Genomic DNA, 23,899 nt, shown 5'->3' on the forward strand with positions numbered 1-23,899 from the left:
CCGGCGAAGTTGTAGTGCGAGTGAAGATGCTCGCTACCCGCGATTGGACGGAAAGACCCCGTAGAGCTTTACTGTAGCTTAGCATTGAATTTCGGTATTGTCTGTACAGGATAGGTGGGAGACTGGGAAACTAGGGCGTCAGCCTTGGTGGAGTCGTTGTTGGGATACCACCCTGATAGTATTGAAGTTCTAACTGGATGCCATGAAACTGGTGACAGGACATTGTTAGGTGGGCAGTTTGACTGGGGCGGTCGCCTCCTAAAATGTAACGGAGGCGCCCAAAGGTTCCCTCAGAACGGTCGGAAATCGTTCGAAGAGTGTAAAGGCAGAAGGGAGCCTGACTGCGACACCTACAAGTGGAGCAGGGACGAAAGTCGGGCTTAGTGATCCGGTGGTACCTCGTGGGAGGGCCATCGCTCAACGGATAAAAGCTACCTCGGGGATAACAGGCTGATCTCCCCCAAGAGTTCACATCGACGGGGAGGTTTGGCACCTCGATGTCGGCTCGTCGCATCCTGGGGCTGAAGTAGGTCCCAAGGGTTGGGCTGTTCGCCCATTAAAGCGGCACGCGAGCTGGGTTCAGAACGTCGTGAGACAGTTCGGTCCCTATCCGTCGCGGGCGTAGGAAATTTGAGAGGAGCTGTCCTTAGTACGAGAGGACCGGGATGGACTGACCTATGGTGTACCAGTTGTTTCGCCAGAAGCATAGCTGGGTAGCTAAGTCGGGAAGGGATAAACGCTGAAAGCATCTAAGTGTGAAGCCCACCTCAAGATGAGATTTCCCATAGCATAAGCTAGTAAGACCCCTTGAAGACTACAAGGTTGATAGGTCAGAGGTGTAAGTATGGTAACATATTTAGCTGACTGATACTAATAGGTCGAGGGCTTGACCAATATAATCAAGTTGTAATATACATTAATAGAGGAAGCTCGACTCACTGGCGTTCGCTGAGTAAGTTCGAGTATCCAAATATAAAATTTGGACTCTCACTTATGTGCAATTTTGAAAGAACAAATTCTTTCAAATAGCGTTCCGCGATAGCTCAATGGTGGAGCACTCGGCTGTTAACCGATAGGTTGGAGGTTCGAGTCCTCTTCGCGGAGCCAATATCTCGTGATGATGGCATAGAGGTAACACTCCTTCCCATTTCGAACAGGAAAGTTAAGGTCTATAGCGCCGATGGTACTGCATGGGAGACTGTGTGGCAGAGTAGGACGTTGCGAGGTAAGTATTAAAGATAGTCATAATGGCTGTCTTTTTTTTATACAGAAATTATGAAATAAATAGTATATTTATCATAAGAAGGGGTGCTTTAATTGTATATAAGTGAAACAAGGATTGTAGTAAGATATGCAGAAACAGATAAAATGGGAATTGTTCACCATTCTAATTACTTTATTTGGTTTGAGGCAGGGAGAACTGATTTCATAAAAGGAAGTAATATAAGTTACAGTGAAATGGAGGAAAATGGCATACTAATACCTTTATCTGAAAGTAATTGTAAATATATTATAGGAGCAAAATATGAAGATGAATTAATCATAAAAACATGGGTTAAGCAACTAACACCTGTTAAGGTAGAGTTTAATTATTCCGTTATCAGAGAAAATGATCAAAAAGAAATTGCTAAAGGAAGTACATTACATGTTTTTGTTAACAATGACTTTAAGATAATTAACTTAAAGAAGGTCAATAAAGAAATATTTAATAAGTTAGAATCTTTAATATAAAATATATCGTGTTGTGAATCTTGAAGATCATATCTTAAATTAAGAATTTTAGATATGATCTTTGTTTTGTAGCAGGTTTATTCATTAACCAATACTTTTACGATTTCTCCAATATAAATTGTGTGATAATCTTTTTCAGGATAAATTTTCTCATCAAAAGAAGGATTATCAAAGTTTTCAGGTTTAATTTCTGTATGATACATTTTTTTGCATACTACCACCATTTTAGCTTCTTTAAAGTAAGTATTATTCTCATCAAAAATTGGAGTTAAATTTGCTTTTTCAACTTTGTTATTATCTCGTCCAGAAAGACTTCCACAAATATTTAAAGCTTTTCTGTATTCTTCGCTAAAAAATGATAATGTAAATGTATCATTTGAATCTACAAATTGTTTTGTGTAACGTCCAGGTCTAATGTATACAGTAGCTGAGTTTTTACCCCAGAATACGCCTAGTCCTCCCCAACTTGCAGTCATGGTATTAAATTTATTTTCAGTACCAGCTGTGATTAATAACCACTCGTGTCCGATGAGAGTGAATGGATTTATATTTAGGTTTTTAATTTCAATTTCTTTGAATGACATATGCTTGCCTCCTATAAATTTTTTTATTTAATAATTTATACTTATTTTAAAGCTATTATAATAAAAGTTCAATTACATAATTTAAAATTTTATATAATTACTTAAATCAATTTTTTAGGAAATCAATAAGTGTTTTAGCGGCTATTGAAAGATTATTTGAATTTTTATAGATCACACCTATATATCTGGGAGGGATCTCATCTTTTAGAGGAATTTCTAAAAGGATTTTATTTTCAAGCTCATCATTTAAAAACTCTTTTATAACAGAAGTAATACCAAGTCCCATTTTTGCGCATTCAATTAAAAAATCCATATTGCTGGCTTCAATATCTGGAATGATATTGATATTATGTTTATTAAAATAGCTTTCTATATGTTCTCGTGTAGCGTTAGGATTTTCAAGAAGCATAAAAGATCCTTCAGCTAATGTATCATCAGCAGAATTCAAGTTTAGTTTTTCTAAATAAGTACCACTTGCTACTAAGATATCTTGAATTTTGCAAAGCCTTATAAAATTAAGATCATCTTGGGTGGAAGTAGTACCGATTATGCCTAAATCTAATTTCTCTTCTTGAACTAACTTTATTGTATCCAAAGTAGGTTTATTTATTATCTTGGTCTTAAAATAAGGATATTCTTTTATAAATTCTCGAAATCTAGGTAAAAAATAATTTTTCCCAATGGTTGTGCTTACACCCAAGTTAATTGTACCAGTTTCTTTATTTTTTAGCTTTTCCAAAATATTCTCTCCAAGGTTAAGTTCATCAAAAGCGTTTTCTATGTGATCAAATAATATTTTTCCTTCTGGTGTTAGGGTCACACCTTTTGAACTTCTCGAAAATAAGGTTACATTAAAAGAAGTTTCTAATGTTTTTATTGATTTACTTACAGCAGGTTGAGAAACAAAAAGAATTTCAGCTGCACGGGATATATTCTTACATTTGGCCACTGTGAGAAAGACTTTATAAAGATTTAGATCAAAAATCATAGTATAACTCCTAATTATAGTATTCATAACTAATATATATTTTTATTATACATTAAGACAAGCTAAAATAGTAATAAGCTAGAAAAATATTTGAATTTATATTAAAAATATAAAAGAAAGGAAGAATATATTATGAAGATTGGAATAATTGGAATGGGAGCGATAGGTGGGTATATTGCTGCTATGCTTTGTAGAAGTAAAGAAAATGTTAATGTTGTAGCGTATGGAAAAACATTAAATAAAATAAAGACTGATGGAATTTCATTGAAAAGTGAAATAAATGGAAGTTTTACTGTTTTTCCTACACTTGCAACAGATGATTCAGATGATATTGGTGTTGTTGACATTATCTTTGTTTGCGTAAAAGGATATTCTTTAAAGGCGGCAGCAAAAGCAATTTTACCTATGGTAGGTGATCATACTTTAATTATTCCTATAATTAATGGGGTAGACGGCGGAAATAAGCTATATTCTTACTTAAGAAAAGGAAAAGTAACAGATGCTATTATGTCAATTAGCTCAAAAATTGAAGGTGATGGAGTTATTAAGCATACTAGCCAAAATACTAGAATATTTATATCATCTAATAAAAAACGCCCTATGTATAAAAGAGATTTAGAACGGATCTATAATGTTTTGACTAAATCAAATATTTTATGTGAGGTAAGAAGAGATGCAGAAATTTTTGCATGGAATAACTACGTATTTAATTGTGCTTTTAATATAACTGATTCATACTACGATGTGAAAGTAAAAGGAATATTAGAAGATAAAATGAAATTTGAAACATTTTGTAATGTAGCAAAGGAATGTGAAGAAGTTGCTAGAAGTAAGGGAATAAATCTTCATCCTAATATTTATGAGAATGCAATCAATACACTAAAAAGCTTATCTAAAAAAAGTATAAGTTCAATGCATAGAGATGTTGTATCTGGGAAAAAATTTGAGCTTGAATTATTTTGTGGCGATTTATGTAGGATGGGAAAAGATTTGGGAGTTCCTACCCCTTATACTCAAAAAGCTTATGAAAAGCTAAGAGTTTTACAACCTGTGTAAGATATTCTGAAGAATATATAATAGGTATGCAATGCATTTTCTTAAACAATTCATTTATGGTTCACGAATATGATTATTTAGCAGGAAATAAGATTAATCCTTAAAAATTCACTAGTGTGTTATAATATTAGCAAATATAATAATAGTTTATTATTTTGACTTATTTATGGAGGTGAATTTTTAGTGTGATTTAATTCTTGCACTAAGATATATTATGGATTATAAGAATAAAGTATGCGTAATTACTGGAGGAGCTTTGGGGATAGGAAGATGCTTAACAAGAGAATTTTCAAATGTCGGTGCTAAAGTTATCTTCATTGATAAAAATAAAGAAGCAGGGAATGAAAACGTAGAATATATAAAAAGAAAAGGTGGAGAAGTTGAATTCTTTTTAGGCGATATTGCAGAAGAGGATACTTTATATAAGTTTGCAGAGTTTATAATAAAAAGATATACACATATAGATTACCTCATTAATAATGCTTGCCTTAATAAAAAAGGAATTATTTCTAAATGTTCATATGAAGATTTTAATTATGTACTCAAAGTTGGAGTAACCGCGCCATACATATTAACCCAGTTACTTATGAATAATTTTAATAAAAATGGTGCAATTGTAAATATTTCATCTACTAGAGCCTATATGTCACAATCTGATACAGAAAGTTATACAGCTGCTAAAGGCGGAATTTTGGCATTGACTCATGGACTTTCTGTTAGTCTTTCTAATAAAGTCAGGGTGAATTCGATTAGCCCAGGTTGGATTGATACAGGTGCTTATTATGATGAAGAATATGTACCAAAGTATAGTGAGAGTGATTTATTGCAGCATCCATCAGGCAGAATAGGGAATCCAAAAGATATAGCGAGAGCAGCTATGTTTTTGTGTAATGAAGAAAATAGCTTTATTAATGGAGAAAATATTAATATAGATGGCGGAATGACAAAACTTATGATATATAACGATGATAATGGATGGAGATATGATAATAATTAGTATTTAATACGTTATAAAAATATTTTAAATCTTATGTATATAGAAGTTATTTTCTATATGTATAAGATTTTTTTTCGGATTTACATATTTATAATTAGGTGCTGGAATAAACTTCAAATATAAAACATAGTATAAAGTAGAGTAACTAAAGGAGGAATAAGAGATGAATTTTTTACTTACTAAGCTAAATGATACTTTTAGGGATAAGAAAGCCTATTTTTTCATTGTACTGATAATGTTTTGTTTAGGAATATCTTTTGGGCTTTACACTGTTAAATATATGGGGGAATCAGATAAAACGGATTTAACAAATTATTTTTTTAGTTTTACTAATTCTATAGGTAGCCATCCTATTAATTATGGAAATTTATTATTCGAGGTTATAAAGAAAAATATACTAATTATTATACCTATATTTATATTAGGTTTAACTTTTTTTGGAGCTCCTGTAATATTAATTTTGGACTTATTAAAAGGTTTTACATTAGGGTATACTTTTTCTTTCATGATAACTACGTTTCAAGGAAAAGGGATTGGACTAGCCTTAGTATCTATTGTTCCTCAGAATTTAATATATATTCCATGTTTTATAGCATTAAGTGTTATTAGTTTATCTATGTCTGCAGAAAGGTTTAAGGGAAGATTTTTCAAACATGGAAAGATAAAAGATCCTTTTCTAGATGGTGTATTAAATAAATTAATTGTAATCCTAATATTATTTGTAATAGGTATATTAGTTGAAACTTATATATCACCGTCTCTGATAAGATTTGTGGCTAATAAATTCTATTTATAAAACAAAAGATGATTTTAAATAAGGAAGGAAAAATGACGATTTGGTCGAATGCTAATCATAATCAATGGTATAGGAGTTAATAATGATAAATAGTATAAATAATTATAAAAATTATTTGTTTGAGAGTGGTAAAAGTGAGAATACTATATATGCATATGTAACAGATGTTAGTCTCTATCTAAAATTCTTAAATAGAAAAAAGATAGATTTATATGAAAGTGATAAATCAACAGTTATGTCATATATACAAAATCTCACTAATCAAGGAAAATCAGAAAGATCTATAAATAGAATAGTTATAAGCCTAAGGAATTTCTATTCATATTTGAAAAGTGAAACTTTAATTAAGGAAGTTCCTAAAATTGAATATAAGAGTTCAAAAAATAATAGAAAATTGCCACAAATTTTGACCATTGAAGAAGTAGATAAGATAATTAGAATAGTAGAAAAAGACTGCTCAAAAGGAATTCGTGATAATGCATTGTTAGAGTTGATGTACGCTACTGGAATGAAAGTTTCAGAACTTATTGCATTAAATGTAGATGATGTCAATCTTGATTTAAATTTTGTAAAATGTACAGATAACAAGCATTATGAAAGGCTTATTCCTATAGGAAGAAGTGCTTGTAAAGCATTAACAGAATATCTAAGCATAAGGTATAAGATAGCGCAGTGCGGTGTTTCTAACCTTTTTGTGAATTTAAATGGTAATAAGCTTACAAGACAAGGTATTTGGAGAATTGTTAAAGAATACTCTAGAAAAGCTGGTATAGATAAAGACGTTAATTTAAACACTTTCAGACATTCATTTGCTGTTCATCTTCTTCAAAATGGAGCAAATGTTAGGGCTGTTCAGAAGTTACTCGGTAATCAGGTATTAACATATATGGATACGTACTATGAGATAATCAATAATGATAAAATAAACTATATATACATGCATACTCATCCAAGAGCTTGAGAATAGTTATTTGTACAAGGAATTAATTAAAAATATTACGGGAGTTTCCACCCGTTTGCCACCACTTATCAAATTGGTGGCAAGTTTTATTTAAGGATGAATTTTTGTGTTTGTAGATTAATATTTATTTATTAAAATTTACAGAAGGAATATTCCAACTTTTGTATAATTAACTTATATGAGAGGAGGCAATATTTATGGTCAAAAAGGAAAGGTGCATATGGATAGAGTAGCCTTTATATACAATTAGCTGTATAAGAGGAGAAAGCTTTATATACAATTAGTTATATAAGAGGAGGAAGATTAATGTTATTAAGTTCAATACAGAAATGCTCTAAGTGTGATATAAGTTTTGCATGGGAATACACGACTCCAGAAACAGACAGAGTATTGAATTTTGAAGGAGAGACTTCATCAATAGCTAGTGCTAAACTAGTAAGTGCTAAAGAGGGGAAATATGATATTAAAGTGAAATGTCCCAAATGTAAAGCTTTAAATAAGTTTTATATTATTGTGCCAAGGTGTAATAATGAGAAATGATATAGAGAGTAAACTTAACTAAGAACTCTAGAAATAGGGTTCTTTTTGACGTTATAAAATTTTATTTTAAATTTAAATTCATATAGAAAAAGTATAGAAGTAACTTAATAATAATATTTATAGATGATTGTGGTTATAGGTAATTAATGGTATAATCTTAAATGCAATTTTAATTAATGATAGATTGGGGAGGAATTTTTTATGCATCCAACAAGCACTACAATATTAAGTGCCATACTAATTATAGTATATTTAATATTATCAATAGTAATATTTGCTTTATCAATATATGCATTCATATTATTTATAAAGCTAGCTAATAGAGGTATAAGAGCGCTTGACATTTATATAGGAGAAAAAGAAGGACATGCAAAGGGAGATTATTATATAAATAGCAACAAATATGAAAATTATTAATAATTATCAATTTTATTGAGAGCATATATAAGCAGGTGAGATAATGAATGATAAAGAAATTGATGATATGTTTTTTCAAATTTATGATTACGAATGGCTTGACAATCAATATAAAGAAGTAGCTAGAAAGTCGTCAGCGTATATTGGCTTTAGATTGTATATAAAGCTTAAAACACTTATCACTTCGGTTTTAAATATAAAAACATGATATTTATTATAAATAAGATAAACTGTAATAATGCTTTAGCATTATTATTTAAAACTATAAAAACAAAGAGCAGCATACATAGGGGTAATATGAATGTTGCTCTTTGTTCTTTATATTATAGGGTAAATATTTATGAAAAAAAGATTTTATTAACTTTATGTACTTATTTTAGTATATCATTGTGTCAGTATGATGGCAGACTAAAAAAATAAAAGAAAAATTATAACCTTTTTAATAGCAATTTTAGATTTGAATAAATTATTTATGGTTATTTTAAAGTAATATGGAATTAGAATACTAATTTATAATTGTATTGTACATGCTGAGTTAGTAAATACTATTAGTAACATATATTAGGGATTACAAATAGCTAAATTAGTATAAATAATGTTGTATATTGTAGTGAAATGATTCTGGGGAAATTATACAATAAAGTAAGAGGAAATATATAAATTATTACGAAAAAATACATAATTTATATTTAAGTCGAACTTCTGTGCAATAAGTAAAATAAATAGGATATTCTTATACAAATGTAAATTAATCTAGCTATAGGAGGAAAAAATATATGAGAAAAAATTATAGGTATAATAAAAGTAAAGATAATAACATAAAAAAAGCTAGAATAATTATTTTATTTATGACTATAGTTTTTTTAATAGTCGGAGGTAGCTCTCTCATTGCAGCGAAGTTTTTCCAAAATAGACAAGAAGTACAAGCACTTGATGACACTAAGCAAAGTGGAGATTCAGATTCAAATTCAAATGATAAAAAGGATAACCGAGATTCTCTGAATGTTGAGAGTAATTCAGAAGTAGAAGATTCTTCATTTATTGAAAAGTATTTGAATCAGCAAATGAAGGGGCAAAAGCCAGATGGAGCAGACGGTAAGAAAGTAGTATATTTAACATTTGATGATGGTCCATCGGAAACAGTTACACCTCAAATATTAGATGTTTTGAAGTCGGAGAATGTGCATGCAACATTCTTTATTGTGGGAAAATCACTAGATAAAGATGAGAACACTAAAAATATAGTTAAACGAGAATTATCTGAAGGAAATTCTATAGGTAATCATACTTATTCACATAATTATAATTATTTATATCCAAATGGAAAGATAAACTTATGGAATTGTATGTCTGACATTGAAAAAACAAATGAGTCACTAAAAAAGGTTTTAGGAGAAGATTTTTCAACTAGAGCTATTAGATTTCCGGGTGGGCATATGACTTGGAAGAATAAAGATTCAGTTGGTATGGATACTATGGACAAGGCTTTACATGAAAAAAATTATCATCAAATAGATTGGAATTCATTATCTCAAGATGCGGAAGGTACACCTAAGAATGCAGAGCAATTAAAACAGGAAGTTATAAAAACTACAGCAGGAAGGGAAAAGGCAATAATTTTGATGCATGATACTTATGGTAAAGAAGAAACAGCAAAAGCATTACCAGGAATTATAGAATATTTAAAGCAGCAGGGATATGAATTTAAGGTTATTAAATAGTATTTATTAGGAAAAAGATGAATTTAGAAATTATATTAAAATTCACCTTTTTCTATTTAGATAAGAAGATTTCTGTAGTCTTGATTTGCAGTTTTATGCAAAGGTGATGGAAAAGTTAACTTAAGCTTATCCATCACCTTTTGTATATTCACATAAATTTAAAATGGGTCTTTTTAATTATGTATAGTAGTAAATGACTTAAGTCTAAAAATAAAATAGATGGTCATTTGGAAAGTTGAGATATACACTAGTGTTTAGAGAGAAATTCATATTCTTTTTTTCTACCTTAAATTCAATCAATTTTGCATCTTTTTTAGTATTGTTTTTCATATATATAGTGAATTCAAAGGGATTTTCTATAATAGTATCAATAGTATAAGGAAAAGTATTAATGTTTTTATTATTGTTTCCACATATTTCGATATCATGAGCTCTTATGCAGATATATTGGATATTGTCTGGAATCTCCTTATTAATAACATATTCATGCCCCCAATTTTCAGCATAAATGGTATTTTTCCCAGTCTTTTTAGCTTTAGATATGTTTTTACATCCTGTTAATGTAGCTTCTGTAAGACTTTTAGGATGTTTAAATAAGTCTCTCTTTTCTCGATTTTCTAAAGAAACTCCATTTTCATAAACAATTATATTGTCGCAAACTCTATAAGCTTCAGCTATATCATGAGTAACAAAGATAACATTACCACTATAATCTTTTACTATAGACATTAACTCTTTTTCTAAATCATTTCTTAAATGTTGATCTAAAGCAGAGAAAGGCTCATCTAAAAGTAAAATATCAGGAGACGTTATAAGTGCTCTAGCTAAAGCTACTCTTTGCTGCTGCCCACCAGATAACTGCCAAGGATAGCGTTTTTCGAGTCCACCAAGATGTAATCTTTCTATATATTCTCTGACTAAGGATTTCTTTTGATCTTTTTCCATCTTAGAAATACCTATTTCAATATTATCAATTATATTCATATTAGGAAACAAAGCATAATTTTGAAATAGATAACCGATTTTTCTTTTCTGTGGAGTTAAATTAATTTTATTCTCTGAATCAAAAAAAATCTTATCATTTACAATTATTTTTCCTCTAGAAGGAGTAACTAATCCGGATATACATTTTAAACTCATACTCTTACCAGATCCTGATGCACCTAAGAAACCTAGAACACCGCTTTTTTGCTCAAAATTCACATTTAAATTAAATGAGGAGAGATGTTTTTCTATATTTACGTATAAGGACATTATTTAGCACTCCTTCCCATAAGTTTTAATTGAACTTCTGACCAATAGTTTAATATTAGAATTAGAAATAATGATAAAGTAACAATTATAATAACCCAAAGAATTGCTTTTTGCATATCTCCACCTTCGGCCGCAAAGAATATTGCAAGTGGCATAGTTTGAGTTTTCCCTGGGATATTACCTGCTAGCATAAGTGTTGCACCAAATTCACCCATAGCTCTTGCAAAAGATAGAACTAGTCCACCTATAATACCTGGCATGGCTAATGGAATAGCGATTTTATAAAATATTTTAAATTCACTAAGTCCAAGAGTTCTGGCAGCAGAAAGAATATTAATATCTATTTGCTCAAAAGCAGAACGTGTAGTTCTATACATCATAGGAAATGAAACCACTATAGCAGCAATAACCGTAGCACTCCAGCTGAAAATTAAAGAAGTATTGAAGAGGTCTAGTAGCTTTCCTATAGGACCATTTTTACCACAGATAAGCAATAAAAAGAAACCTACAACAGTTGGAGGAAGAATTAAAGGTAAAGTAAATAACCCATCTATTATTCCTTTAGATTTTCCTTTAAAATTTGACATCCAATAAGAAACTATAATTCCTAAAAAGAATGTTATTGTTGTTGATAATGTAGCAGTTTTTATAGAAATCCATAAAGGTGAAAAATCCATATTAATTCCTCCTCAAAAGTTAGAAAGACTAAAAAATTGTTAAAAGATATAGCATAATTTAGTGGTAGCCAGTTTAAAAATTTTAATTGTAGTAGATTATTATTGTTAAAAAACCATGCAAAATAGAATAAATATATAATACAATATTTAAATATGTTTTATATAGTCATGTTTGATAATGTTTAGTTCGGTTTTATTATGATTTTTATAATATTAGCATTAATTCTATAAAAATACAATAGTGTATTACATATGCTTAATTTTGTTTTCTGATAGTAAAAAAATAATAGAAATATTATTAAAAAAGATAATTTGAAAATATTTACAATTTAATTGAAAAGATGTATGATATTACCATAAAAATAAATTTGACATAAAAAATTTTTTTTAGGAAATAAAATGATTTGTAGAATATATAAGAGATTAATTTAATAATAATATTTCAGAAGTGGATTTTATAGGCTACTAAATATCATTACAAACAAAGTAAACAAGCATTTATTTCCATTATCAAGTGAAACTTGACTCAGGTTGGGTTTGTGAGTGCAAGTGTTACAGCGGATAGACATCAGATAAATATGATTTCAAATAAAATATTAATTAAGATAGGGGAAGAGAATATGAATTTTGATCAAATTAAATCAAAGTCTGAAAACTATAAGGAGGATATGACCAAATTTCTTCGTGATTTAGTTGCAATACCTGGTGAAAGTGCAGAAGAAGAAGGCGTTATAAAAAGAATAGAACAAGAAATGAAAAGCGTTGGATTTGATAAAGTAGAAATAGATCCAATGGGTAATATTTTAGGATATATGGGTACAGGAGAAACTTTAATAGGCTTTGATGCTCATATTGATACAGTTGGTATAGGAAACAGAGATAACTGGGACTTTGATCCATACGAAGGATATGAAACAGAAACTGAAATAGGTGGACGTGGTACTTCTGATCAATTAGGCGGAATCGTTTCATCTGTTTATGGTGCAAAAATAATGAAAGACTTAGGCCTTTTAAATGAAAAATACACAGCATTAGTTGTTGGTTCAGTTCAAGAAGAAGATTGTGATGGACTTTGCTGGGAATATATAATCAAAGAAAGTAAAATCAGACCTGAATTTGTGGTTTCTACAGAGCCAACAGATGGTGGTATCTATAGAGGACAAAGAGGCCGTATGGAAATACGTGTTGATGTTCAAGGAATTTCATGCCACGGTTCAGCTCCAGAAAGAGGAGACAACGCAATTTATAAAATGGCTGAAATATTAATGAACATTCGTGACCTTAACGAAAATGATGCAGCTGATAATAAAGAAATCAAAGGCTTAGTAAAAATGTTAGATGAAAAATACAACCCAGAGTTTAAAGAGGCTAACTTCTTAGGAAGAGGTACTGTTACAACTTCTCAAGTATTCTATACTTCACCAAGCCGTTGCGCAGTTGCTGACTCATGCTCAATTTCATTAGACCGCCGTATGACAGCAGGTGAGACTTGGGAAAGCTGTTTAGAAGAAATTCGTCAACTTCCAGCTGTTAAAAAATACAATGCAACAGTAAGTATGTATAACTATGATAGACCAAGCTACACTGGTTTAGCATACCCAATTGAATGCTACTTCCCAACTTGGGTAATTCCAGAAGATCATATTGTAACAAAAGCATTAGAAGAAGCATATAAAGGTCTTTACGGCACAACAAGAATCGGTGCTGCTGAAAATGAAGCAATGAGAAAAGCTCGTCCACTTACTGATAAATGGACATTCTCTACAAACGGTGTTTCAATTATGGGACGTAATGGAATTCCTGTAATAGGATTTGGACCTGGTGCAGAAGCTCAAGCACATGCTCCTAATGAAAAGACATGGAAAGAAGATTTAGTAAAATGTGCTGCAGTTTATGCTGCTGTTCCAACTATATATATTTCAAATAAATAAATATTGTCAGCGAAAATTAAGGGGGATATTAAAATTATGAATATTGTCGATAAATATGTTAATGCATTAAAAAGCTTAGAAATTGATCAAATGTATAAAAATGACTTTTTTCTTACATGGGAAAAAACTACAGATGAGTTAAAGGCAGTTTATGAAGTGGCAGATGCATTAAGAGAATTACGTAGAAATAACAAATCAACAAGATTGTTTGATAGTGGACTTGGAATTTCATTATTCCGTGATAATTCAACACGTACTCGTTTTTCCTATGCTAGTGCATGTAATCTTTTAGGTCTTGAAGTACAAGACTTAGATGAGGGTAAAAGTCAAGTCGCTCATGGTGAAACTGTAAGGGAAACAGCTAACATGATTTCATTTATGGCTGATGTCATCGGAATTCGTGATGATATGTATATTGGAAAAGGAAATAAATATATGCATACAGTTGCTGATGCAGTAAGGGAAGGATACGAAGATGGAGTTCTTGAACAAAAACCAACATTAGTAAATCTACAATGTGATATTGATCATCCAACTCAAGTTATGGCAGATATGCTGCATATCATACATGAGTTTGGTGGCATTGAAAATTTAAAGGGTAAAAAAATAGCTATGTCTTGGGCTTATTCACCATCTTACGGTAAACCATTATCTGTACCACAAGGGGTTATAGGGTTAATGACACGTTTTGGTATGGACGTTTGCTTAGCACATCCAGAAGGCTATGAAGTAATGGAAGAAGTTGAAAATATAGCTCGTAATAACGCTAAGGAATCAGGTGGAACATTCACAAAAACTAATAATATGGCAGAAGCATTTAAAGATGCAGATATAGTATATCCAAAGAGCTGGGCTCCTTTTGCAGCAATGAAAGAACGTACTGATCTTTATTCAGAAGGCGATTCTGAAGGTATTAAAGAATTAGAGAAAAAACTTCTTGCTCAAAATGCAGAACATAAAGATTGGGAATGTACAGAGGAATTAATGAAAACAACTAAAGATGGAAAGGCACTTTATTTACATTGCTTACCAGCTGATATTAGTAATTTGTCATGTGAGAAAGGTGAAGTTGAAGATTCTGTATTTGACCGTTACAGAGTTCCACTTTATAAAGAAGCAAGCTATAAGCCATATATTATAGCAGCAATGATTCTTCTAGCAAAGGTAAAGAATCCTGCAGAAGTTCTAGAAAAAATGGCTCAAAGCGAGGATATAAGATTCAGGGGTTAGTAACTAATAAAAAATATACACATTTAAAAAGAGCAGCTATGCTGCATATAAGAACATTTTATTTAAAAAGAGCAGCTATGCTGCATATAAGAACATTTTATTTAAAAAGAGCAGCTATGCTGCATATAAGAACATTTTATTTAAAAAGAGCAGCTATGCTGCATATAAGAACATTTTATTTAAAAAGAGCAGCTATGCTGAATATAAGAACATTTCATGGCAATTTTAGACTTGTTATTTATTCTCATGTGCCTAAATATTTAAAAAGAGAATTGGAGTGATATATGGTGAGTAAGATTGTAATAGCGTTAGGAGGAAATGCACTGGGAGATACGTTGGAGGAGCAAATGAAATCAGTTAAATTAACTGCTGAAAGTATTGTAGATTTGATCGAAAGTGGAAATCAGGTAGTTATTACTCATGGAAATGGACCGCAAGTGGGAATGATAAACTCAGCAATGGAGCTTGTTAAAAAATCTCAAATACCATTAACAATGTGTGTTGCAATGAGTCAAGGGTATATTGGATATGATTTGCAAAATGCCATTAGGGAAGAACTTTTATCACGTAATTTAAATAATCCTGTCACAACTCTCATTACTCAAACTCTTGTGGATCCAAATGATAAAGCATTTTTAACCCCTACAAAGCCAATTGGAGGTTTTTATTCAAAAGAGGATGCTGAAAAATTAGAGAAGACTGGAATAGTGATGAAAGAAGATTCAGGTAGGGGATATAGGCAAGTTGTTTGTTCTCCAAAACCTATTGATATAATTGAAAAGGAAACGATTTTAGAGCTAGTATCAGCTGGAGAAATAGTTATTGCATGTGGTGGTGGTGGAATTCCAGTTATTCAAACAGAAAACAATCATTTAAAAGGTGTACCAGCAGTAATCGATAAAGATTCTGTAGCTGCGCTATTGGCTAAAGAGATAGATGCAGACTGTTTAATTATACTAACCGCAGTAGAAAAGGTTGCTATAAACTTTGGAAAGCCAGATGTTAAATGGTTGGATTCACTAACTGTAGAAGAAGCTAAAAAATATATTGATGAAGGTCAATTTGCACCAGGGTCTATGCTACCAAAAGTACAAGCAGCTTTAGAATTTGTTTCTTCAGGTAAAGGAAGGACTGCAATTATTACGCTTCTAAGCAAAGTACATGATGGAATTTTAGGTAAAACAGGAACTCACTTTAAAATGTAAAGTTAAACTTAGGCAACAGCTTACCGAAATCAAATACATTTTTATTCCACAGGGCTATGAAAATTTCGCTGAAAGCACTAAATGGAAGCTTGCACCCACATTAGCTTGCTCCCGTTTTCAACGTGACAAGCTGATGTGGAACAAGCTCCTATTAAGTGCTTTTGGCAGCGAGATTTTCAAATGCCTGCTTCACAAAAATGTATTTGATTTCTGATATGGAAATGCATTCTAATTATAAGTTAAACCCTTAAATTGGATATCTATAACAAGCCTGTAAATGCCATAAAACAAAAAATCTACAGGCTTAGTTTTAATTATTCTAGCTATAGCAATGCAACTACATATAAGGAATAATCACAAAAACATAAAATGAAAGAAGTGCTTATGAATGATTATTATTAAAAATGGAACTATTGTGACTGAATCGGAAAGTTATTGTTCAGATATTATGATAGAAAATAATAAAATATCTTGTATTGGGGTAAATTTGTCCAATGATAATGCAGAAATCATTGATGCTTTGGGAATGTATATAATTCCTGGAGCAGTGGATGTGCATACTCATATGGATTTGCAATCTGGAAGTAGCCGTTCAATAGACGACTTTTATACTGGAACTGTTGCAGCTGTTTGCGGTGGAACTACAAGTATTGTTGACCATGTAGCCTTTGGTCCTAAAAATTGTGCTATTCGTCATCAAATTGACGAATATCATAAATTAGCTAATGGAAAAGCAGTAATTGATTATGGATTCCATGGAGTAATACAGCATGTAAATGATGAGGTTTTATCTGGAATGGAGTCTTTGGCTAAAGAAGGAATTTCTAGCTTTAAGATTTATATGACATATGATTTTAAACTGGATGACGTCTCAATTTTAAAGGTACTAAAAAAAGCAAAAGAATTGGGAGTAATTATTGCTGTACACGCTGAAAACAATGATGTTATAAATTACCTTAGAGAAAATTATGTTTCAAATGGCTGTTTAGAAACAATATACCATGCAAAATCACGACCAGACCATTGTGAAGCAGAGGCAATTAGCAGAGTGCTACATCTTGCAGCATTGGCAGGAGATGCCCCGATTTATATTGTTCATATTTCTACTGAAAAGGGATTAGATGAGATAAGAAAAGCAAGAGCGCAGGGGCAAAAGAATATTTTTTCTGAAACTTGCACTCAGTACCTAACAATGACAGAGAAAAAATATCTTGAGCCAGACAATAACGGACTAAAATATGTAATGTCTCCACCTTTGCGTCAAAATAATGATATTGCTGCTCTATGGAAAGGCGTACAAGATGGTGCAATTAATGTAATTGCTACTGATCATTGTTCATTTAATCTAAAAGGTGACAAACAAAAGGGCATTAACGATTTCACAAAATGCCCTAATGGAGCTCCTGGCGTTGCTGAACGAGTAAGGGTGATTTTCTCTGAAGGCGTTATGAAAAAGAAAATTTCAATTAATCGTTTTGTAGAACTTTTATGTACAAACCCTGCAAAGATTTATGGACTTTATCCTAAAAAGGGTTCTTTGATTCCAGGTGGGGATGCTGATATTACTATAATTAACCCAAATTCTGAGTATACTCTTACAAGAAGTATGCTTCATGGAGCTGTAGATTACACATGCTTTGAAGGCATGACATTAAAGGGAGATATTGATATTGTAATACAGAGTGGTAAAGTAGCTTATAAAAATAATAAGTTTTTAGGGAAAAAAGGTGATGGAAAATTTATTAAGAGAAAAGTAATTGAATGATATAAAATTATTTATTTAACATATTAAGCACATCAGCCATAAGCGTTGGTTGCATGCTTTGAATTATTAACAGAGGCATATTTGCATTGTAATGTAAATATAAGACGATAAGGGAGATTTTAGCATGAATGTATATGATGATTTGGATTTTTTTAAAAGGCTTATTAAAGGGATTGCGGAAGAGTTTGGTCCAAACTGTGAAGTCGCGATTCATGATCTAAAAGCAGGATATGAACATAGCATTATAGCGATTGAAAATGGTCATGTCACAGGACGTAAAGTTGGGGATGTTGCATCGCGAATTGCAATGGAAACAATTCACTCAAATCTTCAGCATAAAGACCATTATAGTTATAGTACACGTACAAATGATGGACGTATTTTGAAATCTACTACTATATGTATTCCAGATGAAAATGGTAAAGCGAAAGCACTTCTTTGTATTAATTATGATATCACTCAGCTAATGGTATCTAATAAGATTATAGAAGATTTTGTTTCAATAAAGGAAGTAGAACACAGTGATGAAGGTGATGTTACAATTCCAACTGATGTTAATCAACTTCTTAAAGATTTAATTGAGGAATCATATCAATTAATTGGCAAACCTGTTGCAGTTATGACTAAAGAAGATAAAATGAAAGCCATTAAGTATTTAGAGAGTAAAGGTGCGCTTTTAATTAAAAGATCGGGAGATAAAATTTCAAAGTTCTATGATATTTCAAAATATTCACTTTACAGCTATTTAAATAACAATGAGGATTAAATATATTACTGTAAAATATTTAAAAGGATTAATAAAAAATCGAACAATTAGTCTTTCATTCTATAGATTATTAATTTAATAAGTAATAATTCTGTGTAAATCAGATATATATAATAATAGAACTCATATGTAAAATAAATAAGCTTAGATGAAATATATTACTGGCATATATAAATTGATTAAAAAATACCAATATATGGAATATAATTGAAATTGATCAACTAGTCAGTTAGTGATAATAAAAACAAGAAATGACTAGTTTGTCAAATCAACAATATAGTAAACGTTTCCTTAGGGATTTATATTTAGTTTATAAAAGTGTCCCTTTGATCATTAGTAATGTATATTTTGGGTACATAAAAGGAAATTACATTTTTGAATGTGCCTTATTAGGAGGTCTTGTGATGCAAGATAAGTATATTGTTAAAGGCAATATTATTTTTACCAAAGAATTAGGTAAATATGAAATATTTGAAAGTGGATATATTGTTATTGATGGTAAATTTGTTAAAGGTGTTTATAAAGAGCTGCCTGAAAAATTCAGTAAACTAAAGATTTTAGATTATGGACATGCACTTATAATACCAGGATTTATTGACATCCATTCACATGCACCACAGTTTCCAAATCTAGGATTAGGACTAGATAAGGAACTTATGCCATGGTTAGATTCATACACCTTCCCAGAAGAAAAAAAATATTCAGATATAGACTATGCAAAAAAAGTGTATTCTGCTTTTGTAAAAAGTTTATGGAAATATGGCACTACTAGATCTTGCGTTTTTGCTACCATTCATAAGAATTCAACAAAGTTATTAATGGATTTGTTTGCAGAAGCAGGATTAGGTGCATATGTAGGAAAGGTTAATATGAATAGAAATGCACCAGAATATTTATTAGAAAGTACGGAGGAATCCATTCATAATACTAAAGAACTATTAGATGAATATGGGCAAAAATATGAATTAGTGAAACCTATTATTACACCAAGATTTGTTCCAACATGCAGCTTTGAGCTCTTAAAAAGTCTTGGGGAATTATCAAAAAAATATAATGTTCCAGTGCAATCTCATTTGAGTGAAAATTTGAGCGAAATCAGTTTTGTGAAAAAACTACATCCCAAATTAAAAAACTATGCAAGTGTCTATAATGAAGCGGGATTGCTTGGTGATCTTCCTACTATAATGGCCCATTGTATTTGGTTAGAAGAAGATGAAATTGAACTAATGGTGAAAAAAGAAGCTTTCATTGCCCACTGTCCTAATTCAAATAACAATTTATCAAGTGGTATTGCACCTATTCGAAAATTGATGAAAAAAGGGTTAAACATAGGACTTGGAACAGATATATCAGGTGGACATAGTGTATCGATGGCGAATGTAATTGCTAGTTGTGCTCAGGTGTCAAAGTTAAAATGGCTAGAAAGTAATAAAGAAGACAAGCCTTTGACCACAGCAGAATTATTATATTTGGCAACAAAGGGCGGAGGAAAATTTTTTGGTAAAGTGGGAAGTTTTGAAGAAGGATATGAATTTGATGCCTTAATTATTGACGATAGCAGTTTATCTATATTCAAACCATTGTCAATAGAGGAAAGGCTAGAAAAATTTATTTACACAGGTGATGACAGAAATATTAAGGAAAGATATGTAGCAGGTAAAAAGATAGAAGAGCCCAAACAATATTGAATATTTTTATACTAAAATTTGATTAACTAGTCAATAAGTATTGACTTATATTTATTTCAGTTATAGATATCACAATCATAAACTGCACTTAGACTATGAAATATCTTCCAACCAGAAATGAGTAATATACTTTTGTGGAATGTTTCATTGGTAATTTTGATGGATGTGATTCTTTGGCTATAAGTTGTTCCAAATGTGCTAGTTCAAAAAGTGAGAATCGAAATTTTATATTTCGTTCTTCGAACTTTCTCTGTGAGCGCTTGTTCTTTGAGGCCAGCACTTTGGGTACAACTTTATAGCCTTAGAATCACCCATCAAAATTACCTAGAAACTGGAACAAAGGTATGTTATTCATTTCGGTGAGACATACGCATAAGTTCAGGTCTTAGCTGGGGTATCTATAATTTAAACAGAAAAAATAGAAAATAGGGGGATTATTTATGAGTGATAAAATGCAACGCATTCCTTTTGAAAAAATGTTAACTTGGATTACTAGAGAGTTAAAAGAAAAAGAATCTATTTTTGGCGTGCATAAAGATAAATTTTATTATAATGAAACTGGAAAATCAATTACTTTATTTAATGAGAAACTTTCATCACCAATTGGACCGGCAGCAGGTCCCAATTCGCAATTAACACAAAATATTGTTTGTGCATATTTAACTGGAAGTCGTTTTATTGAATTAAAAACAGTACAAGTTATTGATGGAGAAGATATTACAGTGTCTAAACCTTGCATCAATGCACAAGATGAGGGGTACAACGTAGAGTGGTCTACAGAATTAAAAGTGTCAGAAGCCTTTGATGAATATGTAAAAGCCTGGTTTTTACTTCATGTCTTAATGAAAGAGCTCAAATTTGCAAAGGAAAGAGATTTTATGTTCAATATGAGCGTGGGATATGACTTGAAAGGCATAAAATCTTCTAAAATTGATACTTATATTAAAGGGATGCAAGACGCTTCGTCTACAAAAATTTGGACAGAATGTCAAGAAACACTTCTTTCTCATATAGATATGTTTTCTGAATTTACGAAGGAAGATTTGGAAAAAATTTCACCTACTATTTGTTCATCTATTACGATCTCAACACTTCATGGTTGTCCTGCTAATGAAATTGAAAGCATTGCTAGCTATTTTCTTGAAGAAAAGAAATTAAATACTTATATTAAAATGAATCCTACATTACTAGGAGAAAAGTTTGTTAAAGAAACTTTAACAGCTATGGGGTATGACTATATAGTTCTTAATGGACATCATTTTACAAATGATTTGCAGTACTCAGATGGAGTTGCAATGCTAAAACGTTTGAAGGCGGTCGCAAATAACTTAAATTTAGAAATAGGAGTTAAACTAACTAACACACTGCCAGCTAAAATAATTAATAATGAATTACCAGGGGAAGAAATGTATATGTCAGGACGTGCATTATTCCCACTATCTATATCTTTAGCAAGTAAATTAGCTAAAGAATTTAATGGTGATTTACAAATTTCTTATTCAGGTGGGGCTGATTTCTTTAATATTGATAAAATATTATCTACAGGAATTAGTCCAATAACATTTGCTACATCTATCTTAAAGCCAGGTGGTTACGAAAGAATAACTCAAATGGCTAAAAAAGTTGAGAAGCAGCTTAATGGTAAAATTTCTGGAATTAATGTAGAAATTCTGGAGGACATAGTCAAGGAAACTATTAATGATAAGCATTATCGAAAAGAACTACGACTTGTTAATAGCAGAAAACTTAATTCTAACCTTCAATTTTATGATTGTGCAGTTGCACCTTGCTCTGTAGGATGTCCAATTAATCAGCAAATCCCACAATATACAGCTTTAGTAGGACAAAAAAAATATGATGAGGCTTTTTCAATAATTGCCATAGATAACGCGTTACCGGCTATTACATCAACTATTTGTAATCATAAATGCCAGACTAAATGTACTAGACTTGATTATGATGAATCTGTTTCAATCAGAGATTTAAAACAAATTGCAGTTTTAAATGCACAGGATAAATTTATTGAATCCATTGAACCAACAGATATTAGAACTGGCAAAAAAGTTGTTGTTATTGGAGCGGGTCCAGCAGGTCTTTCACTAGCTCTTTTCTTAAGAAGAAATGGTGTAGATGTTACTGTAAGGGATAAAAAAGAAAAAGCGTTAGGTATTGTAGAGCATGTCATACCTGAGTTTAGAATTTCTTCTGAAATGATAAAAAAAGACTTGGAAATGGTTAAAAAACATGGGGTAAAATTTCAATTTTGTGTAGATGAAAATATTAATTTGAAGGAATTAAAAAAGGAATATGATTATGTAGTGTTAGCCATAGGAGCATGGAAACCTGGAAAAGTTTCACTAAGCGATTCCGATAATAAAGCAATTAATGCTATTTCATTTTTAGAAAAATATAAGAAACAAAAAGGAAATATTGCTTTAGGTAAAAAAGTTTGTGTTATTGGAGGAGGAGATGTTGCCATGGATGCAGCACGCTCAGCTAAAAGAGTGAGTGGTGTTGAAGAGGTTTCTATTATATATAGAAGAACTAAAAAATACATGCCAGCGGATAATGAAGAAATAGAACTTGCTATTTCTGAAGGTATTTTACTTAAAGAACTCCTTACGCCAATTTCTATTAATGATGGAAAACTTACTTGTGAAAAAATGATTCTAGGTGATAGAGATGCATCCTTAAGAAGAAGTTCTGTAGGTACTGAAGAAATAACAACATTAGATGCAGATACAGTCATTATAGCAACAGGTGAAAAAATTGATAGTAATTTATTAAGACAAAATGAAATAAATTTGGATTTTAATGAGTTTCCTGTTGTTAACGAAAAATTAGAAACAAATATTGCAAATGTATATATCATTGGTGATTTAAAAAAAGGTCCATCTACAATTGTTAATGCAATAGCAGATGCAAAAATAGTTACAAAAGATATTCTAGCAAAAGAAGGTTTAAGTTCTGATTTTAAGCAAAAAGGTTATTGTACTGATGAAAAGATATTATATGGAAGGAAGGGAATATTAGGAGACTCAAAGTCTTGCGAGGAAGAGGCTGATAGATGTTTAGGGTGTAAGAACATTTGTGAATTATGCGTTGATGTTTGTCCTAATAGAGCAAACGTAATGATTAATGTAAACAGTGATTTTGTTTCTAATCATCAGATTATACATTTAGATGGTATGTGTAATGAGTGCGGTAATTGTGGTATTTTTTGTCCTCATAAAGGAAATCCATATAAGGATAAAATAACAGTTTTTTGGAGTAAAGAAGATTTTGAAAATAGTGATAACAAAGGATTCTTTATTGAAAATTTAGAAAAAGGCATTTGTCTAGTAAGAACTGAAGAAAGCGATATTGTAAGTTATACTGCTTCGCAGCAATCAGAAGTTTCAAAAGAAATGGCTAGTCTAATTCAAACGTGTATAGATAAGTATGATTATATCCTTTAGTATTAAAAATTAAATAGATAGCAAGCGAAGAGGTTATGTACCATTACAAGAGGGGGAGTGTATGGCAAGGATTTAGAAAATTGAAACAACAATAAGGCACATGAAGTTATTATTTATTTGATTGTGCCTAACAC

General features: G+C 31.0%; 21 protein-coding genes, 1 tRNA gene and 2 rRNA genes (1 of these 24 only partly in view). 20 read left to right on the forward strand and 4 right to left on the reverse strand.

The window, feature by feature from the left end:
- From PZA12_RS10175 to PZA12_RS10190, 4 genes are all read left to right on the forward strand, one after another.
- A 23S ribosomal RNA gene (locus tag PZA12_RS10175) occupies positions 1–894 on the forward strand (it extends 2,017 nt beyond the left edge of the window).
- Positions 895–1,032: 138 nt separating this feature from the next.
- A tRNA-Asn gene (locus PZA12_RS10180) sits at positions 1,033–1,107 on the forward strand.
- Between the two features lie 3 nt (positions 1,108–1,110).
- Positions 1,111–1,227: ribosomal RNA gene (gene rrf, locus PZA12_RS10185) — 5S ribosomal RNA — on the forward strand.
- Positions 1,228–1,317: 90 nt separating this feature from the next.
- The gene (locus PZA12_RS10190) at positions 1,318–1,731 is read left to right on the forward strand and encodes an acyl-CoA thioesterase (protein WP_103699361.1); all 414 of its coding nucleotides are present in this window, start codon (positions 1,318–1,320) and stop codon (positions 1,729–1,731) included.
- 77 nt (positions 1,732–1,808) lie between these two features.
- Here the strand turns inward: PZA12_RS10190 and PZA12_RS10195 are convergent, their stop codons facing one another.
- Together PZA12_RS10195 and PZA12_RS10200 are read right to left on the reverse strand one after the other, a co-directional pair.
- The gene (locus PZA12_RS10195) at positions 1,809–2,315 is read right to left on the reverse strand and encodes a flavin reductase family protein (protein ID WP_103699360.1); all 507 of its coding nucleotides are present in this window, start codon (positions 2,313–2,315) and stop codon (positions 1,809–1,811) included.
- A 106-nt stretch (positions 2,316–2,421) separates the two neighbouring features.
- A complete protein-coding gene (locus PZA12_RS10200) occupies positions 2,422–3,303 on the reverse strand; it encodes a LysR family transcriptional regulator (protein WP_103699359.1) in 882 nt (293 codons plus the stop codon).
- 132 nt (positions 3,304–3,435) lie between these two features.
- Between PZA12_RS10200 and PZA12_RS10205 the strand changes: the two genes are divergently transcribed.
- From PZA12_RS10205 to PZA12_RS10240, 8 genes are all read left to right on the forward strand, one after another.
- Positions 3,436–4,359: a ketopantoate reductase family protein gene (locus tag PZA12_RS10205; RefSeq protein ID WP_103699358.1), complete on the forward strand. Its 924-nt coding sequence runs from the start codon at positions 3,436–3,438 to the stop codon at positions 4,357–4,359.
- 214 nt (positions 4,360–4,573) lie between these two features.
- Positions 4,574–5,356 carry an SDR family oxidoreductase gene (locus PZA12_RS10210; RefSeq protein WP_103699357.1) on the forward strand — a complete coding sequence of 261 codons (783 nt, stop codon included), beginning with the start codon at positions 4,574–4,576 and terminating at the stop codon, positions 5,354–5,356.
- Positions 5,357–5,519: 163 nt separating this feature from the next.
- On the forward strand, positions 5,520–6,152 hold the full coding sequence (gene spoIIM, locus PZA12_RS10215) for a stage II sporulation protein M (RefSeq protein WP_065418827.1): 633 nt from the start codon (positions 5,520–5,522) through the stop codon (positions 6,150–6,152).
- Positions 6,153–6,234: 82 nt separating this feature from the next.
- Positions 6,235–7,113, forward strand: a complete 879-nt coding sequence (locus PZA12_RS10220; RefSeq protein ID WP_017212908.1) for a tyrosine-type recombinase/integrase — start codon at positions 6,235–6,237, stop codon at positions 7,111–7,113.
- A 306-nt stretch (positions 7,114–7,419) separates the two neighbouring features.
- Positions 7,420–7,653, forward strand: a complete 234-nt coding sequence (locus PZA12_RS10225) for a hypothetical protein (protein WP_078117396.1) — start codon at positions 7,420–7,422, stop codon at positions 7,651–7,653.
- 201 nt (positions 7,654–7,854) lie between these two features.
- A complete protein-coding gene (locus PZA12_RS10230) occupies positions 7,855–8,070 on the forward strand; it encodes a hypothetical protein (protein ID WP_034851911.1) in 216 nt (71 codons plus the stop codon).
- Between the two features lie 43 nt (positions 8,071–8,113).
- Positions 8,114–8,278 carry a hypothetical protein gene (locus PZA12_RS10235; RefSeq protein WP_171771180.1) on the forward strand — a complete coding sequence of 55 codons (165 nt, stop codon included), beginning with the start codon at positions 8,114–8,116 and terminating at the stop codon, positions 8,276–8,278.
- Between the two features lie 568 nt (positions 8,279–8,846).
- Positions 8,847–9,791 (forward strand): polysaccharide deacetylase family protein, encoded by a 945-nt coding sequence (locus tag PZA12_RS10240; protein ID WP_077844834.1) that lies wholly within the window; start codon positions 8,847–8,849, stop codon positions 9,789–9,791.
- A 204-nt stretch (positions 9,792–9,995) separates the two neighbouring features.
- On the opposite strand, the gene PZA12_RS10245 is transcribed toward PZA12_RS10240, so the two are convergent.
- Together PZA12_RS10245 and modB are read right to left on the reverse strand one after the other, a co-directional pair.
- Complete coding sequence (locus PZA12_RS10245) at positions 9,996–11,045, reverse strand: sulfate/molybdate ABC transporter ATP-binding protein (RefSeq protein ID WP_078117395.1); 1,050 nt, start codon at positions 11,043–11,045, stop codon at positions 9,996–9,998.
- Complete coding sequence (gene modB / locus PZA12_RS10250; RefSeq protein ID WP_077844832.1) at positions 11,045–11,722, reverse strand: molybdate ABC transporter permease subunit; 678 nt, start codon at positions 11,720–11,722, stop codon at positions 11,045–11,047. Before modB ends, PZA12_RS10245 begins: the two co-directional genes overlap by 1 nt.
- A 620-nt stretch (positions 11,723–12,342) precedes the next feature.
- On the opposite strand from modB, the gene PZA12_RS10255 reads away from it, so the two are divergent.
- The 8 genes from PZA12_RS10255 (at position 12,343) to ygfK (ending at position 23,765) form a co-directional block, all read left to right on the forward strand.
- Positions 12,343–13,653 (forward strand): YgeY family selenium metabolism-linked hydrolase, encoded by a 1,311-nt coding sequence (locus PZA12_RS10255; RefSeq protein ID WP_103698583.1) that lies wholly within the window; start codon positions 12,343–12,345, stop codon positions 13,651–13,653.
- A 36-nt stretch (positions 13,654–13,689) separates the two neighbouring features.
- The gene (gene ygeW, locus PZA12_RS10260; RefSeq protein ID WP_103698553.1) at positions 13,690–14,883 is read left to right on the forward strand and encodes a knotted carbamoyltransferase YgeW; all 1,194 of its coding nucleotides are present in this window, start codon (positions 13,690–13,692) and stop codon (positions 14,881–14,883) included.
- A gap of 38 nt (positions 14,884–14,921) precedes the next feature.
- Entirely contained in the window at positions 14,922–15,164 is a 243-nt protein-coding gene (locus PZA12_RS10265; RefSeq protein WP_206490957.1) for a hypothetical protein, read from the forward strand.
- A 3-nt stretch (positions 15,165–15,167) separates the two neighbouring features.
- Positions 15,168–16,088, forward strand: coding sequence for a carbamate kinase (gene arcC / locus PZA12_RS10270; RefSeq protein WP_078117393.1), 921 nt, complete (start codon positions 15,168–15,170; stop codon positions 16,086–16,088).
- A gap of 388 nt (positions 16,089–16,476) precedes the next feature.
- Positions 16,477–17,853, forward strand: coding sequence for a dihydropyrimidinase (hydA, locus tag PZA12_RS10275; protein WP_103698555.1), 1,377 nt, complete (start codon positions 16,477–16,479; stop codon positions 17,851–17,853).
- A 124-nt stretch (positions 17,854–17,977) separates the two neighbouring features.
- The gene (locus PZA12_RS10280) at positions 17,978–18,619 is read left to right on the forward strand and encodes a helix-turn-helix transcriptional regulator (protein WP_103698556.1); all 642 of its coding nucleotides are present in this window, start codon (positions 17,978–17,980) and stop codon (positions 18,617–18,619) included.
- A gap of 404 nt (positions 18,620–19,023) precedes the next feature.
- Complete coding sequence (guaD, locus tag PZA12_RS10285; protein ID WP_103698557.1) at positions 19,024–20,307, forward strand: guanine deaminase; 1,284 nt, start codon at positions 19,024–19,026, stop codon at positions 20,305–20,307.
- Between the two features lie 440 nt (positions 20,308–20,747).
- Positions 20,748–23,765: a putative selenate reductase subunit YgfK gene (ygfK, locus tag PZA12_RS10290; RefSeq protein ID WP_103698558.1), complete on the forward strand. Its 3,018-nt coding sequence runs from the start codon at positions 20,748–20,750 to the stop codon at positions 23,763–23,765.
- Positions 23,766–23,899: the final 134 nt, after the last annotated feature.

Origin of the sequence: Clostridium beijerinckii (genome assembly GCF_036699995.1) — a bacterium.
Classification (GTDB): domain Bacteria; phylum Bacillota; class Clostridia; order Clostridiales; family Clostridiaceae; genus Clostridium; species Clostridium helianthi.

Excerpts from the sequence above, each read along its gene's own strand:
- PZA12_RS10195 (WP_103699360.1), bottom strand. The coding sequence starts at position 2,315 with ATGTCATTCAAAGAAATTGAAATTAAAAACCTAAATATAAATCCATTC.
- PZA12_RS10200 (WP_103699359.1), bottom strand. The coding sequence starts at position 3,303 with ATGATTTTTGATCTAAATCTTTATAAAGTCTTTCTCACAGTGGCCAAA.
- PZA12_RS10205 (WP_103699358.1), top strand. The coding sequence starts at position 3,436 with ATGAAGATTGGAATAATTGGAATGGGAGCGATAGGTGGGTATATTGCT.
- PZA12_RS10210 (WP_103699357.1), top strand. The coding sequence starts at position 4,574 with ATGGATTATAAGAATAAAGTATGCGTAATTACTGGAGGAGCTTTGGGG.
- spoIIM (WP_065418827.1), top strand. The coding sequence starts at position 5,520 with ATGAATTTTTTACTTACTAAGCTAAATGATACTTTTAGGGATAAGAAA.
- PZA12_RS10220 (WP_017212908.1), top strand. The coding sequence starts at position 6,235 with ATGATAAATAGTATAAATAATTATAAAAATTATTTGTTTGAGAGTGGT.
- PZA12_RS10225 (WP_078117396.1), top strand. The coding sequence starts at position 7,420 with ATGTTATTAAGTTCAATACAGAAATGCTCTAAGTGTGATATAAGTTTT.
- PZA12_RS10230 (WP_034851911.1), top strand. The coding sequence starts at position 7,855 with ATGCATCCAACAAGCACTACAATATTAAGTGCCATACTAATTATAGTA.
- PZA12_RS10235 (WP_171771180.1), top strand. The coding sequence starts at position 8,114 with ATGAATGATAAAGAAATTGATGATATGTTTTTTCAAATTTATGATTAC.
- PZA12_RS10240 (WP_077844834.1), top strand. The coding sequence starts at position 8,847 with ATGAGAAAAAATTATAGGTATAATAAAAGTAAAGATAATAACATAAAA.
- PZA12_RS10245 (WP_078117395.1), bottom strand. The coding sequence starts at position 11,045 with ATGTCCTTATACGTAAATATAGAAAAACATCTCTCCTCATTTAATTTA.
- modB (WP_077844832.1), bottom strand. The coding sequence starts at position 11,722 with ATGGATTTTTCACCTTTATGGATTTCTATAAAAACTGCTACATTATCA.
- PZA12_RS10255 (WP_103698583.1), top strand. The coding sequence starts at position 12,343 with ATGAATTTTGATCAAATTAAATCAAAGTCTGAAAACTATAAGGAGGAT.
- ygeW (WP_103698553.1), top strand. The coding sequence starts at position 13,690 with ATGAATATTGTCGATAAATATGTTAATGCATTAAAAAGCTTAGAAATT.
- PZA12_RS10265 (WP_206490957.1), top strand. The coding sequence starts at position 14,922 with ATGCTGCATATAAGAACATTTTATTTAAAAAGAGCAGCTATGCTGCAT.
- arcC (WP_078117393.1), top strand. The coding sequence starts at position 15,168 with ATGGTGAGTAAGATTGTAATAGCGTTAGGAGGAAATGCACTGGGAGAT.
- hydA (WP_103698555.1), top strand. The coding sequence starts at position 16,477 with ATGATTATTATTAAAAATGGAACTATTGTGACTGAATCGGAAAGTTAT.
- PZA12_RS10280 (WP_103698556.1), top strand. The coding sequence starts at position 17,978 with ATGAATGTATATGATGATTTGGATTTTTTTAAAAGGCTTATTAAAGGG.
- guaD (WP_103698557.1), top strand. The coding sequence starts at position 19,024 with ATGCAAGATAAGTATATTGTTAAAGGCAATATTATTTTTACCAAAGAA.
- ygfK (WP_103698558.1), top strand. The coding sequence starts at position 20,748 with ATGAGTGATAAAATGCAACGCATTCCTTTTGAAAAAATGTTAACTTGG.